At 64.0% G+C, this 14,353-nt stretch carries 13 protein-coding genes and 2 pseudogenes; 6 read left to right on the forward strand and 9 right to left on the reverse strand.

The annotated features are described in order from the left end of the window. The first annotated feature begins 1 nt into the window (after position 1). The gene (locus WAW85_RS00405) at positions 2–292 is read left to right on the forward strand and encodes a helix-turn-helix domain-containing protein (protein WP_422557705.1); all 291 of its coding nucleotides are present in this window, start codon (positions 2–4) and stop codon (positions 290–292) included. A 279-nt stretch (positions 293–571) separates the two neighbouring features. After that, positions 572–1,813: a recombinase XerD gene (locus tag WAW85_RS00410; RefSeq protein ID WP_325027275.1), complete on the forward strand. Its 1,242-nt coding sequence runs from the start codon at positions 572–574 to the stop codon at positions 1,811–1,813. A gap of 134 nt (positions 1,814–1,947) precedes the next feature. Here the strand turns inward: WAW85_RS00410 and WAW85_RS00415 are convergent. Continuing rightward, positions 1,948–2,181: pseudogene (locus WAW85_RS00415) on the reverse strand (transposase); the annotation flags it as partial. Positions 2,182–2,476: 295 nt separating this feature from the next. On the opposite strand from WAW85_RS00415, the gene WAW85_RS00420 reads away from it, so the two are divergent. Beyond that, a protein-coding gene (locus tag WAW85_RS00420) for an IS3 family transposase (RefSeq protein WP_422557706.1) occupies positions 2,477–3,669 on the forward strand; the annotation gives its coding sequence in 2 pieces (ribosomal slippage) (positions 2,477–2,761 and positions 2,764–3,669; 1,191 coding nt in all). Between the two features lie 105 nt (positions 3,670–3,774). Here WAW85_RS00420 and WAW85_RS00425 read toward each other — a convergent pair. After that, positions 3,775–4,029, reverse strand: a complete 255-nt coding sequence (locus WAW85_RS00425) for an IS3 family transposase (protein ID WP_005943414.1) — start codon at positions 4,027–4,029, stop codon at positions 3,775–3,777. 271 nt (positions 4,030–4,300) lie between these two features. Beyond that, complete coding sequence (locus WAW85_RS00430; RefSeq protein ID WP_005943413.1) at positions 4,301–5,014, reverse strand: TetR/AcrR family transcriptional regulator; 714 nt, start codon at positions 5,012–5,014, stop codon at positions 4,301–4,303. A gap of 90 nt (positions 5,015–5,104) precedes the next feature. Here WAW85_RS00430 and WAW85_RS00435 point away from each other — a divergent pair, with 90 nt between their 5' ends. Continuing rightward, the gene (locus WAW85_RS00435) at positions 5,105–6,676 is read left to right on the forward strand and encodes an MFS transporter (RefSeq protein ID WP_005943412.1); all 1,572 of its coding nucleotides are present in this window, start codon (positions 5,105–5,107) and stop codon (positions 6,674–6,676) included. A 143-nt stretch (positions 6,677–6,819) separates the two neighbouring features. On the opposite strand, the gene WAW85_RS00440 is transcribed toward WAW85_RS00435, so the two are convergent. From WAW85_RS00440 to WAW85_RS00460, 5 genes and pseudogenes are all read right to left on the reverse strand, one after another. Beyond that, the gene (locus WAW85_RS00440) at positions 6,820–7,620 is read right to left on the reverse strand and encodes a recombinase family protein (RefSeq protein ID WP_005943411.1); all 801 of its coding nucleotides are present in this window, start codon (positions 7,618–7,620) and stop codon (positions 6,820–6,822) included. 133 nt (positions 7,621–7,753) lie between these two features. Beyond that, positions 7,754–8,137 (reverse strand): annotated as a pseudogene (locus WAW85_RS00445) (transposase family protein); the annotation flags it as partial. Positions 8,138–8,542: 405 nt separating this feature from the next. Continuing rightward, positions 8,543–10,099, reverse strand: a complete 1,557-nt coding sequence (locus tag WAW85_RS00450; RefSeq protein ID WP_081597809.1) for a SulP family inorganic anion transporter — start codon at positions 10,097–10,099, stop codon at positions 8,543–8,545. Between the two features lie 169 nt (positions 10,100–10,268). Next, positions 10,269–10,703: a MerR family transcriptional regulator gene (locus WAW85_RS00455; RefSeq protein WP_245551761.1), complete on the reverse strand. Its 435-nt coding sequence runs from the start codon at positions 10,701–10,703 to the stop codon at positions 10,269–10,271. Positions 10,704–11,032: 329 nt separating this feature from the next. Next, positions 11,033–12,121: an MFS transporter gene (locus tag WAW85_RS00460; protein ID WP_422557707.1), complete on the reverse strand. Its 1,089-nt coding sequence runs from the start codon at positions 12,119–12,121 to the stop codon at positions 11,033–11,035. A 324-nt stretch (positions 12,122–12,445) separates the two neighbouring features. On the opposite strand from WAW85_RS00460, the gene WAW85_RS00465 reads away from it, so the two are divergent. Continuing rightward, positions 12,446–12,664: a hypothetical protein gene (locus WAW85_RS00465; protein WP_422557708.1), complete on the forward strand. Its 219-nt coding sequence runs from the start codon at positions 12,446–12,448 to the stop codon at positions 12,662–12,664. Positions 12,665–12,780: 116 nt separating this feature from the next. Here WAW85_RS00465 and WAW85_RS00470 read toward each other — a convergent pair whose 3' ends face one another. Beyond that, positions 12,781–13,785, reverse strand: coding sequence for a helix-turn-helix transcriptional regulator (locus WAW85_RS00470; protein WP_259842734.1), 1,005 nt, complete (start codon positions 13,783–13,785; stop codon positions 12,781–12,783). 124 nt (positions 13,786–13,909) lie between these two features. Between WAW85_RS00470 and WAW85_RS00475 the strand changes: the two genes are divergently transcribed. Next, positions 13,910–14,305 (forward strand): RidA family protein, encoded by a 396-nt coding sequence (locus WAW85_RS00475; RefSeq protein ID WP_012832594.1) that lies wholly within the window; start codon positions 13,910–13,912, stop codon positions 14,303–14,305. Positions 14,306–14,353: the final 48 nt, after the last annotated feature.

Raw genomic sequence — 14,353 nt, forward strand, 5'->3', positions numbered from 1 at the left:
GATGGCGGCACGCGGGCTGAACACCACCACCGACCTCGTTCCCCTGCTCGCCGAACGAGGAATCACGCTCTCGCGACCACAGGTCTATCGCCTCGTCAACCAGCGCCCCGAACGCGTCTCCTTGCAACTCATTGCTGCTGTCTGCGACATCTTCAGCTGCAGCCCAGGTGACCTGCTTACGGTCACCGCAGCCGACGCGAGGCACAAGAAGGCGGTCAACGCCTCTCCCCCGAATGTCGTCACGCTCGACCGAAGCACGCGGCCGCGACGAGCGAACATCCTTGACGAGTAGACCCGGCGGTGAGGAATGACAATGGAACCCGAAGGGCTGAACCCGCGTAACACCGTTCGCGGACGCCCTCGCAAGACATACGGTACGCGGGATTGCGCCCGCTGTGGCAAACCACTGCGCCGAGTCCAGGCGACCTGGCCCGAAGGTAGAGTCTGCTTTCCCTGCTGGTTCGTTGCGATCCACACACGGGGAGAATGCCCACGCTGTGGCGTTGACCGGCTACTCCCCGGTCCAGCTGATGAGAACGGACGAAACGTCTGCGGGCCATGCGCTGGAATCGTGGACGACTTCCATTGCGGCCGCTGTGGTGCCGAAGCCGGGCACCATCGCAAGAATCTCTGCGCACGCTGCGCACTCCGCGACGACCTGCACGTCCTACTCGGCGGCGTCCCGGCCGATCCGACCCTCGCCGGGCTCGTCGATGCCCTCTGCTCGGCCGAGCGGCCAGAATCCATCCTCATCTGGAAACGATCACCGAAAGTGCAACAGTTCCTCCGCTCGCTCGGCGACGGCTCCATTGCGCCGACCCATGAAGGCTTGGACAGCCACCCCGGGCGCGTCACCGAACACCTCCGCGCACTCATGCAGCACAACGGACTGCTGCCGCAGCGTGATCCGTGGCTCCCCGTGTTCGAGCAATGGATTGAGGCCAAACTTGCGGATCTGCCGATCGAAGTGCGACGCCCGGTGGAGCGATTCGCCACCTGGCATCACCTGCGCCGAATACGTGAGATTGAGCTAGTTGGCGGCCAGACTCGGCCCTCGATTCGCTGGTCGAAGCAGGAGATCACCGAGACCGCGAAGTTTCTGCTCTGGCTTCACCAAGCGTATGGGCGCACGGCCGCGGAATGCACAAAAGGTGACATCGATGAATGGATTGCCGGCGGTCCGACGACCCGAACCGCGATCCGCACATTCGTCGTGACAACACTGCCCGCGTTCACGGGAAGAACGATCGCGATGGACCACCGCACAGCCAGATCGACGCCGACAATATCGCAGGATCAGCGTCTCTCCTGGATACGGGAACTCTTAGCTGGCACGAGCGAGTCACTCCCGTATCGGGTCGCCGGTATCCTAATCCTCCTCTACGCCCAACCGCTGAACCGAATTGCGGCCCTGCGCACAGACGCTGTCGACGATACTCAGCACGGCCCGATGACGATCACCTTCGGCAAGCACCCCGTCGACGTGCCCGAACCATTCGCCGCACTCCTTCGCGACCACCTCAGCAACCGACCGAACCTACGAACCGGGTCCAACTCGTCGAGCCCGTGGTTCTTCCCGGGCTACCACGCTGGTGACCACGTACATGTCGACACGATCATGCATCGCTTGCGCCAGCTCGGCCTCAGCAACCTTGGCGGCCGCAACCGATCTCTCGACGAACTCGTCGTCGAATGCCCGCCGCCGATCGTCGCCGATGCAGTCAACTACAGCTGCCAAGTCGCCACGAAGCACGCAGCGAACGCCGGCGAATCGTGGGCCCGCTACACCGGCCGACGAATCCGGGAGCCTTAGGCAATTCACCAACCGTGGCGGGTCTGAAGATTGTGGCGCGCGTGACGGTCGACGGATTGCTGCCGTCAACCCGGAGGGGCACTCACAAGCTGATCCGAGTGCTGGCCTCACCGATCAAACGGGCTCTTCCGGTTTCAGAGTGCATGGAGGTGTTCTGCCAGGCCGCCGGAGTGGATCAGTGACCGCAAGATGTAGTGGCGTAGGTTGCGGAATCCCAGGGCGATACCGCGGAGGTGTTCCAGGCGGCCGTTGATGGCTTCGACGGGTCCGTTGGATGCGCCGGTGTCGAAGTAGGCCAGAATCTCTGTTCGGCGGACCCACAAGGATCGGCCGAGCTGCGCTGCCTCGGCCAGCCCGGCCGGTAGGCCGACCAGGCCAACCGAACACGGCGTGCCGGCCTCGTTGAGGATCGCCGCGATCCGGCGGCACCCGGCCACCTGCCGCTGATCGGTGAACGCCTTGCCGATCTTTTCCTTGAGGGCTTCGCGGCGCGCCGCGGTCGCAGTCAGCGATCCCGCTCGCGTACGCCAGGCATAAAACGACGACCGCGGCACATTCAACTGATCACACATCCACGCGATCGGATAATTGGCCGGGACTGCTGCACGGATAGGTGACATCTGATCTGGCTTGCCCGTGGGGTGGGCCTGGAAGGATGTTGCTGTGCCCAAGCCCTACCCGTCCGAGTTCCGTGACGATGTCGTGCGCGTCGCTCAGCACCGCGAACCCGGAGTCACGATCGAGCAGATCGCGAAAGACTTCGGGGTCCACCCGATGACGTTGCAGAAGTGGTTGCGTCGCGCCGATATCGACGACGGCGCCAGGCCCGGCCCGTCTCGGACCGAGTCCGCGGAGATCCGTGAGCTGCGCAAACGGAACCGGCTCCTCGAGCAGGAGAACGAGGTGCTGCGCCGTGCGGCGGCGTATCTGTCGCAGGCGAACCTGCCGGGAAAAGGCTCTACCCGCTCGTGACGGAGCTCGCCGCCGCAGGGGTCCCTGTGACGGTGACGTGTCGGGTGCTCAAGCTCTCCCGCCAGCCCTACTACCGGTGGCTGGCCGATCCCATCACCCCGAGCGAGGTGGTGGAGGCCTATCGCGCGAACGCCCTTTTCGACGCCCACCAGGACGACCCCGAGTTCGGGCACCGGCTACTGGCCGACGAGGCCCGCGACAATGGCGAAGCGATGGCGGACCGGACCGCGTGGCGTATCGCGTCGGCGAACGGCTGGTTCAGCGCGTTCGGCAAGCCCAAGCGGAGCAAACACCGCAAGCCCGGCCCGCCCGTCCACGACGACCTCTGCACCGTCGTCGACGAGCACGGCCGGACACGGCACGTGTTCGCCGCGGACGCACCGAACGAACTGTGGCTGACCGACATCACCGAGCACCGGACCGCGGAGGGCAAGCTGTACCTCTGCGCGATCAAGGACGCATTCAGTGGCCGGATCGTCGGGTACTCGATCGACTTCCGGATGAAGTCCCGATTGGCCGTCCAAGCGCTCGAGAACGCCGTCGCGATGCGTGGCGATGTCGCCGGCTGTGTGGTGCATTCGGACAGGGGATCTCAATTCCGAGGCCGCAAATTCCGGCGCGCCCTGACCCGTCATCGCATGGTCGGGAGCATGGGAAGAGTCGGGTCGAGCGGAGACAACGCCGCCATGGAATCGTTCTTCGCACTCCTGCAGAAGAACGTCCTCGACCGCCGCTCCTGGACCACCCGCGAGCAACTGCGCACCGCGATCGTCACCTGGATCGAGCGGACCTACCACCGCCGCCGCCGACAGGCCCGCCTCGGCCGTTTGACGCCCATCGAATTCGAGACCATCATGGCCAACAACGTCGCTCTCGCGGCGTGACTACAACCTGTCACCTACTCGTGCAGCAGTCCCGCCTTCTCCACCTCGATCAGGGCTGACTTCTCCTTCAGTCCTGCTCCCGGGCAAAGAAGGCTGCGGCTTTTTTTAGAAACTCGTTCTCCATTTGACCCGGCGGAGCTCTTCTTCTAATTCAGCCATACGGGCGTGATCGGCCGGGGTGAGTGATTTATCCGGCTCCGGATTATCTTGACGATACTTGTTCACCCAATTACCCAGAGTGCCGGCGTTGATACCCAACTCGGCGGCGACCGTGGCGATCGGCCGGTCCGACTGGACGACCAACTGAACCGCTTCTGCTTTGAACTGCGGACTGAACTTCCGCCGTGACCGTGCTGCCATGTCCTCGATCCTTCCTCACAAGGACTGTCCACGAACCTTGGTACACCCTCAACTGGCTGAAGCTCTGGAGTCAGCTTCGCGATCGCTTGCAGCAGCCTGACTAATCGGGAAGTCAAAACTGGACGGTAGAAGTTCCAGCCGCACTCAGACTGCAGCGGATGGCTCGCCGCCGCTCGCACCGAAACGACCGGGCTCTAGGGTTGCCTCGCCACCTCCCCGGCGACCTCGGCGATCGAGCGGTCACACCCATCCGACAAGAAGAAGCCCCGATTTAGCGAGATCCGCCGGCGCCAGGGCGGTTCAGGTCGTGGATGGACTCGGCCGGGATGGGTTTGTCTCCCTGCTTGCGGGCAGCAAGAAAATCATCAACGAGTTGCACGCATCCGTCGTGGTCGACGGTGCAGAGCCCAGTGAGGCGAGCGAACACGACGGGGCCGAGGAGTTGAACGATCGCGAAGGTGGTGTCGATGTTGCCGAGCTGTGCCTGTACGTCAGGATGTGTGAGGATGTGGTCAAAGGGCTGCCGGTATTCCTCGATGACTCGACTACGCAGTGAGGTGATCGCGGCCGAATCGGCAGGATCGCCGCCGACTGATCCGATTGACAGCCAAGCCAGAGTCGTAATGTTTAGCGGCGCCTGGTCAATCAGGTCGGCTTGGGCCGTGAGAAGCGCGATGAGTTGGTCGCGTACCGACCCACTGGTGGCAGAGACTTCGACGCGGGGCAACAGCCGCTCGAAGGTCGCCGCAAGCAACTGGGCGGTCCCGCCGAAATGCCGATAGAGCGTGGCCCGCGCAACCTTTGACATTCGAGTGACCGCCTCGACGGTAACCGCCTCTACACCGCCAGTGCTCAGGAGATGCGTGGCAGCGTCGAGCAATCGTTTTCGTGAGCGCAGCAGTCGCGGATCGAGCTGATCGTCGTCCGTAGCGGGCCGGTCAGCACTCCAGTCGTTCACGCTCTCCCCTTCGGCCGACGGTCGCATCTCGTCCAAGCTAACCTGTCCAGCCAGCCGGATACTGTGATACTACTTGTCTCAGACCAAGACCGATCATCTCACAGCAAGGGGTCGGCGATGCACTCACCGCAACAGACCATCACCGAGTCATCCCGGTGGACCCGAGCCGAATGGTGGATGCTCACGGTGTCGTGCCTAGCCGTGGCGTTGGTGGTCGCGGCCATGGCCGCGCTGTATTCGGCATTACCGGAGATTGCGGTAGGGACTGGAGCGACGCAAGCCCAGCTGACCTGGATCGTCGACGGCTACACGCTGGTACTGGCGTGCCTGGTCCTGCCCGCTGGAGCGATCGGTGACCGCTATGGCAGACGCGCAGTTCTCGTAATAGGCCTGGCGATATTCACCATTGCGTCCGCACTTCCCCTGCTGCTGTCTGACCCGGCCTGGTTGATCGCTGCGCGAGCGATTGCCGGGGCGGGCGCTGCACTGGTAATGCCCTCGACGCTCTCGATTCTGACTGCTGGTTTCGCCGCCGTTCATCGCGGCCGAGCAGTAGGTGTGTGGGCTGGAGTCGCCGGCTCCGGAGCAGTGTTAGGCATCCTCGGCGCCGGGGTGTTGCTTGAGCGCTGGTCGTGGGTGTCGGTATTTGTCGGACTGACCGCAGCGGGAGCCCTACTGGCCGCGCTGGCATGCACGATCGCTGAGTCCAGCCAGCATGAGCACCCTCCCGTGGACTGGGTGGGCGCGGCGGCAGCTGCAGTCGCGGTTGCGGGAATCGTATTCGCCACGATCGAGTTTCCAGCGCGGGGCTGGGCCGACCCGATCGTTCTCGCCAGCGCCGGGGCCGGCATGTTGGCGACAGCCTTTTTTATCCTGATTGAGCTGCGATCCTCGGCCCCCTTGTTGGATGTTCGGTTGTTCGCCAAGCGCGGCTTCAGCGCCGGCTCGTTGTCGGTGGCCATCCAATTCTTGGTCACTTTCGGGGTATTCCTACTCCTGGTGCAGTACCTGCAACTGATCCTGGGATACGGACCGCTGGCCTCGGCGTTGGGATTGGTGCCGATGACGGTCCCCCTGATCGTGATCTCGGTGATCGCCCCCCGACTGTCACAGCGATTTGGACTACGAGTGATGACCGTCGCCGGTCTGGTGACCATCGCAGTTGGCCTGATGCTGGTCAGCCGGATGACCGTCGACGCACGTTACCTCGACCTGCTATGGCCGCTGTTGATCATGAGCGCAGGGCTCGGACTATGCACAGCCCCAGCGACCTACGCGATCATCGCCGAAACTCCGGAGAGCAAACACGGGGTCGCCGCCGCAGTCAACGATGCGGCCCGCGAGATCGGCGCTGCGATGGGGATCGCAGTGGCCGGCAGTGTGCTGGCCGCCGGATACACCCGCCACATCCAACCCGCCCTGCCTCAGTTACCCGAACCTGCCCGCGGTCCGGTCTCCGACTCCCTGGCCGCCGCCCTAGAGATCGCCGCACAAGCCGGACCAATGGCGCAACCATTGGTCGACTACGCCAAAGAGGCATTTGTCAACGGCAGCAGTCAGGCCACACTTACGTTGGCAATCCTCACCGCCGCAGCCGCAGTCTTGCTAGCGATCCTTGCCCCGGGCACTGCTCCGCGTGACCACAAGACCAGTTCCACAGCACCGGCACACCGGGACAGCGTCGGATAGGTGGCCCGTCCGGCTTCCGGCTGCACTGACTCGTGCCTGGAGAAACTGCGCAAGGTCAGCAAGAACCGCGGTCCCTCCCGAGTGCCGAATCTCGGCGGTCGAGCTGCTGTGGCTAGCGATACCCACCATCTTCAGGGCGGGGGTCAGTGGCTGGTGCGTCCACGCCCGCCCGCTTCAACGCGCTGTAGTGCGCGGTAGAGCGTGGATCGGCCAACTCCGAGATTGCGGGCGATCACTGATGGCCCCTCCCCTGCCTCGATGCGGGCCCGGGCTTTGTCGACCTGCTCGGCGGTCAGGACTCGCTTACGACCCTTGTACTTGCCCTTCGCCTTAGCGATGGCAATGCCCTCGGCCTGACGTTCACGAATGATGGCCCGCTCGAACTCGGCGAACGCCCCGAGCAGCGAAAGCATCAGATCGGCTCGAGGATCTTGGGCGCCGGCGGCGTAGGTAGCCCGTTCATGGACAAACTCCACACTCGCGCCCTTGGCAGTGACCTCACCAACGATCTGCTTGAGATCGACCAGGGAACGAGCGAGTCTGTCCATTGACGCGACGACGAGCTCGTCACCGTCGCGCAGGTACCCGATGCACTCGGCGAGCTTCTCGCGATCGGCGCGCGAGCGCGCAGACTGCTTTTCGACATAGACCCGATCACACTCCCCCACCGCCTCGAGCTGACGCGCCTCACTCTGATCCGCAGCCGACACCCGCACATAGGCCACCCTCTGCCCGCGCGGACGCGAGGCCCGGCGAACCGACGTCGGATCCGGCTTTGGCTTCCCCTCGACGATGTTCTCCGAGTCCGTTGACTCCACCCGAAAGTTCCAGCCCAACTCGTCCCGGCGACGGAACCGAGTCCGCGCCTTCCCGCGGCTGACGATGAGCACCTCCTCGCCACCGTCACCCGAACGGCTCAGAAGCGTCCCAATCCGATCCGCCATTGAAGGCCCTCCCCGCATCCGGCGTATCAATACACCCTAGACCCGGAGAGACGACGTTTCATAACTTGGCTAACCCACCCTGCGCTACAGCGAGAACAGTGCAAGGCTCGCCGTCCCGCACGGGTGTACCCCAGGCTGTGACGCTCATCTTGTCGACGATCATCCGCCGCAACATCCAGGCCGTGGTGCGGCGGGTGACCTGGGTTCGTGGGGCAACGATGTCCCCGATATCGGCCCGGAAAATGCTTTGGTCGCAGGCGGTGCTCTCGCACCGGTAGCGCGGAACCTGCAGGTGCAGGCGGGTGGGGTGGCCCACGATCGGCAGGTCAGCGACCTCGCGGTGCACATGATCACGCAACCGTCCGGCCGCCCCGCAGCCTGGGCACCGATCATCCGGGGCAAGGAGTTCGCAGTAGAGATGGGTGCGGTCCTGCCCGTCGAGGGCTGCGCCGGTGATCGTCACTCCGAGGTCGATGGTGCGGCAAATGGTATCGGCGATCGCGGTATTCTCGGCCATGGGTCCTGTCGGTGTTCGTGGTGTGGGTGTCAGAACTTTCACCCTGACACCACAGGACCCACCTACCTCGCCACGACTCGCCGCCGGGCCCACCATGCGCAGCCCGTCCCGCCCCTACATGTAGTGGTAACCAGAACCGGTTCTACGCACCGTCAAACCGGAAGAGCCATCAAACGCTCGCCTACCGGATGGCAGGAGTGTCCTGGTACTCCTCTACGCACAACCGCTCAAGTGAGTTGCTGCCCTACATGCCGACGCCATGGGAAGACGGTGCGGATGCCAATGACCTCGCCCACCGATCGAACCTAAGGGCCAGCCACTGGCTGCGCGATCGCCGCTGCGGTGTGGCGCCCTCGCTACGCGGGGCACCGCATTAGAGAACCACGATGCGAGCGCCGTGCACGATCAGTGGCCGCTTCCGAGTCTGCCAGACATACGGTCCAACCGTTCGAGGCTCGCACCGTCGAGCCCGATGATGGTGAGGTTCTTGCCTTTCGCGGCGTACTTGTAGCGGATCGCGTCGAGAGTGGCGACAGTGGAGGCGTCCCAGATGTCGGCGTCGGAGAGGTCGATGGTGACGTTCTCCGGATCGTCAACGTAGTCGAACTGATACACGAGGTCGTTGCTGGAAGCGAAGAACAGTTCACCGGAAACGCGGTACACACGGGTGTCGATCGCACCGTCATGGTCAGTGTCGGCATCGGCGACCTTCTCGACGTTGGTCATGTGGGCAACGCGCCGGGCGAAGGCGACCATCGCGGTGAGCACGCCGACAATGACGCCGTAGGCCAGGTTGTGGGTGACTACTGTGACCACCACAGTCGCAGCCATCACTAAGGTTTCACTGCGCGGCATCATCTTCAGCGTGGCCGGCCGCACGCTATGCCAGTCCATCGTGCCGACGGCAACCATGATCATCACCGCTGCCAGCGCCGCCATCGGCATTAATGCGACAACGTCACCCAGACCCACGACGAGAATCAAGAGGAACACGCCGGCCAGAAACGTCGAGATCCGGGTGCGCGCCCCAGATTCCTTGACGTTGATCATGGTCTGCCCGACCATTGCGCAACCGCCCATACCGCCGAAGAAGCCGGTGACGATGTTTGCCGATCCCTGTGCCCACCCTTCGCGGGTCTTGTTCGAGTGCGAGTCGGTGATGTCATCGACGAGCTTGGCTGTCATCAGCGACTCCAACAAGCCGACCAGCGCCATCGCCAGGGCGTACGGCGCGATGATCGACAACGTATCCAGGCTCAGCGGCACGTTCGGAATGAACAGCGACGGAAGCGACGAAGGCAGCTCACCCTCGTCGCCGACGTTCGGCACCGTCAGAGAAAAGCCCACGGTGATCGCCGTGAGGACGACGATGGCGACCAGGGGTGCCGGCACCGCCGATGTCAGTTTCGGCAGGAAGACCATGATCAATATACCGGCAACCACCATCGGGTACACCAGCGCTGGAACCCCCATCAGGTGAGGCAGCTGAGAGGTGAAGATCAAGATCGCCAGCGCGTTGACGAACCCGACCATCACGCTGCGCGGGATGAACCGCATCAGTTTCGCGACCCCGAGGACGCTGAGCACGATCTGGAACACGCCCGCCAGAATCACTGTGGCGATGAAGTAGTCCATCCCGTGCTCGCGGACCACGGGAGCGATCACCAGCGCGACTGCGCCGGTGGCAGCGGAGATCATCGCGGGGCGGCCGCCGAGGAAGGCGATCGTCACGGCCATAGTGAAGGAGGCGAAAAGGCCCACACGCGGGTCGACCCCGGCGATAATCGAGAACGCGATCGCCTCCGGGATCAACGCCATCGCCACGACCAGACCCGCCAGTACCTCCGTTTTGAGGATCCTTGGCGACCGCAGCGCCTGCGCCACCGTCACCAAGTGATCGTCGCCAGGAGAACCGGTCGGGTGATCATGGCCGCCGAACCTTCGAAAACGCAATCGCGACATGAACAAGCACACTCCTTCAGAGGTGAAACGGTGGTGGTCGCCTCATTGCGACCTCGGCTAACGTCAACGCTGCCGACCAGCAACACCCAGCCTCCGAATGGGGGCGCGCCGACAGATGGCACCTGGACAGATCGATCTAGCCAGGCGGTTCGATCAGGCAAACAACAGATCAGTCGAGAACGTCATGAGGCCTCTGGGCGCCCCGCTCGTCCAACATTTCAGCGAACGCCCTGGCCTCAGTGATACGACTACGCAGAGCATCGATCTTCCCCCGGACTCGCTCAGCGAACGCCAGCAGCACGTCTTGTGCGGCAGCGCAGTCCTCGACCTCGGCCGCCGGGTCAGCGAGCTGATCACAAGCGCGCAGTACCGCACCCATCTCCTCGAGCGTGAAGTCCAACGGCTTCATCTGCTTGATCAGCAGAAGCCGTGCGATCGTGTCATCGTTGTAGAGACGGAACCCGCCCTCAGTGCGCTCGGCGACCGGTAGCAGCCCAACCTCTTCGTAGTATCGGATTGTCCGAAGGCTCAACGACGTACGCTCGGCAACTTCACCGATGTGCATGCGCTGCGTCGAGCCGGCGGCACCATCGCTGTTAGACACCGCCACTCCTCGTAGTCCTCCGATCAATCACACCAGAACTATACCCTCACGTTAGATATATGAGGGCTGGACGTTGGTTACGCCGCCCCGAAAAAGTCGTGATGCTGGCGGCCGTCCACCTGCTGGCTGGCGACGCGACGGGGCTTCGGCGTGCTGTCGACGATCGATCGAGCAGCCCGGCAACGCCGTGGCGCGCCGCCGGTTGACCCACTTTGAGGCCCATGTTCGCGAGATTCCCACCTCGACCGACACATGGGCGATCGGCTGGGTCTTGCATCGCTCAACCACCCGACGGCGGTCTTCGATACTCAACGGCGCGTTGGCGTGAGTTACGACGCTTTCCCGGTCGTCTTGGCGGGCTGGGGCTCGCTGCTCTGGGCGGGGATTGCGGACGCCGTTGCGATCACGGCGAGGAGCGCTACTGACATGAGGACGAAGGCGGCTCTGTCGGTGCCGGCGATAGCGGCGGCGGTGGTCGCGGCTGCGAGGCCAATCGCGCCGCCGAACTGCTTCGCTGTGTTCATCAGTCCAGAGGCTGCGCCAGCATGTTCGGGACGAACGCCTGTGGTGACGAGCGCGGCGAGCGGTGTGTTCATCAGGCCACCGCCGATCCCAATCATGGCGGTGGGAACCAGGACCGCGACAGCGAAGGGACCGTCGTCGACGACTGTGAGCCAGAGCAGTCCGGGAACGGCGACGACGGCACCGATCACGATCAGCACCCGAGGTGCGTGTCGGTTCATCAGGCGCGGTGTGAACCACAGGTTCACAGTCAGCATGCTGGCGGTGAGTGGGAGGAACGCCAGACCGGCCTGGATCGGCGAATAGCCAAACTGGGTCTGCATCCGGTACGTCAGGAAGTACCATAGCCCGACTTGGAAGCAAGCCCCGGTCAACGCGGTCGCGATATTGCCGAGGACGATCAGCCGGTCTTGTGCGAGATCGCTCGGTACGAGCTTGTGAGACGTGCGGCGCTGCTGCCGGACGAGCACGACGAACATCGCGACCGCGAGCGAACCCACTACGGCTAGAAGGCCACCCGAGACTCCCTCACCTGCGACGGACACCGCGTATATTGCGCACGTGAACGCGGCTGTTGCCAGCCCTGCACCGATGAAGTCGATGCGCCCTGCGCCGCACCGGTCAGTGGTCCGTCGGTGGAGAACGAGTGCCGCAATGACGACACAGACCCCGATGGGAAGGTTGATCAATAAGGTGGCTCGCCACGAGATCAGGTCGGTGAGCAACCCGCTGGCGATGTTGCCAAACCCGCCCCCAGCCAGGCTCACCGCAGTCCAGACAGCGATGGCTCGCGTTCGTTCCGGACCCTCAGCGTGGGTGGTCGTCAGCAAGGTGAACGTCGCCGGAGACGCCGCAGCGGCAGAGACACCCTGCGCAGCACGGGCGGCGATGAGCACAGCGGCCCTTGCGAGATGTGGGCGAGTCTGTCACCAGACTCGGCCCAACCGATCGCCGAACTACGTTTTGACGCGAGGTGGAACGCAGCCTGCTTCCTCGCCCAATCCGAAGGTGCCTCCCGCCTAGAATCCTGGCGCGCAGCGGACGCGGCGGTCGGCAAGCGGCCGGCGCGCAGCTACATCAACTACGACCTTGACGAAGACGAGGACGAATAGGTCAGCCCAGCTGCCGACCTGGACGCCGCACGACTCCAGATAGAAGAAGGGGTCCGCAGGTGCTCGAACACCCGCGGACCCAGAATCCACACACAGATAGGACCTGTGATGAACCCACCGACCAATCTATCGGCTCAAGCCGCCGGATACCTCGCGGCGGAGGCTAACGTCCTCGCGCCCGCGTCCTCGCCCGGTAAACGTCTCGCGATCGCCGCTATGCTCCTGCGCCGGCTTCGCGCCGACGGCACCGACTTCCATCAGGGCTTCCGCCTTCGCCTCACCGACGAACTCCTGTGGTCGACCCCCCTCGACAGTTCCCGCTCATGAACCGCTCTCAGGCTGTCGCACCTCTATGCGAGACTGGAGAACACGGGGTTGATATGGCGTCGATCCCCCGACCGAAAGACCTGACCCTATGAAAGCTCGGATACCTCGCACCACAACTAGCTGTACTGACCGGACACGTTAGTCGGTACGGATCGTCGGGATCGATAACGTGCCGTCAATGCTTCGGCACGCACGTACATCGCATCGCGGACGGATTCTGGCGCTAGTACTTCGGCGTCCGTATCAAGCCGCCACACTGCCCACACCGCGTGGCGCAGGTCTTCGAAGGTCACGTCGAGGCGGATCCAATCATCCGGCTCCGGTTCCTCGGCCCGGACAGCGCTGGCATTCTCCAGCAGTTCCTCACGACGTGAGGTCTTGATGCGGACGACGACGGGGATGTGTTTCTCGGAGAGGAACTGTGCGGTGCGCTCGGCCCAGATGCGGTCGAGATCGACCTGCGCGGGGCGTTGCGCTGGTTCGGGGAGCGCTTCGGCGCTGAGCATCCGAGACAGACGGTAAGTCCGATCGTCTCCAGACCTCGTCGCCAGCAGGTAGGTGCGCCCGCGGACGGTGACCAGTCCAATCGGATCGACGGTTCGACGACTCGGTGCTTTACCAGGTGCCGTGTAGTTGAATCGCAGCCGGCGGCCGGTGAGCACCGCGGCTCGGACCTCGCTCATGACGCCGTCGGCCAGGTCTTCGGTGGGGGCACGGCGAGAGAGCAGGTCGGTCTCCGGCTCCACGAGGAACCGTTTGGCCGCATCGCCGAGACTCACCTGGTGCCCCTCGGGCAGCGCGTCGACGACCTTGCGCATCGCCGAGGCTAGCGGTGCGCTGAGGCCGAAGACCTTCTCGCCGCGGTCTGATCCGGCGGTGAGCAGCGCGAGTGCCTCGTCATGGTTCAGCCCGGTCAGTTCGGTGCGGAAGCCGGGAAGGAGTGAATAGCCGCCGTGTCGACCACGGTCGGCGTAAACGGGGACGCCCGCAGTCGAGAGGGCGTCGATGTCGCGCAGCACGGTGCGCGTGGACACTTCGAGCTCACTGGCCAGCTGGTCGGCGGTTATTCGGCCTCGCTGGCGCAGCAAGAGCACCAGCGAGACCAGTCGGTCTGCTCGCATGCATCCATCTTTACCAGAAAACACGACACAAGGTGTCGTGATTCGTTGGGAGGCTAGTAGCGCAGCGTCGAGGACGGCGGCCATAGGGCGGCCGGGCGCTGCGGAACGAATGAACGGAGCAGCAATGGAACGCACGGCAGTAAATCCGGTGACGTGGTCGCAGGAGATGGGCTTCAACCAGGGCGAAGTCATCTCAGGGGAGACACGGACGCTGTACATCTCGGGACAGACAGCGATGAGCAAGGATGGTCGGCCCGAGCATGACGGGGACGTCGAGGCCCAGCTCGCGCTGGCCGTGGCGAACCTCGAGGCCGTGCTCGCCGAGGCCGGTATGTCGATGGAGAACCTGGTCCGCCTCAACGTCTACACCACTGACGTGGACGCGATGTTCCCGCACTACGGCGTGCTCGCCGGGAAGCTCGGGGCGGCAGGAGTCGCCCCGACTACCACGATGCTCGGCGTCACCCGCCTGGCGATCCCCGGCCAGATGGTCGAGCTCGAAGGAACCGCTGTCGCATAACGTTTCCCCCTTTTTGAACCTCATCTCGGACGGTCAGCAGGGTAACCC

The organism is Gordonia sp. (in: high G+C Gram-positive bacteria) (assembly GCF_049299075.1).
GTDB lineage: Bacteria > Actinomycetota > Actinomycetes > Mycobacteriales > Mycobacteriaceae > Gordonia.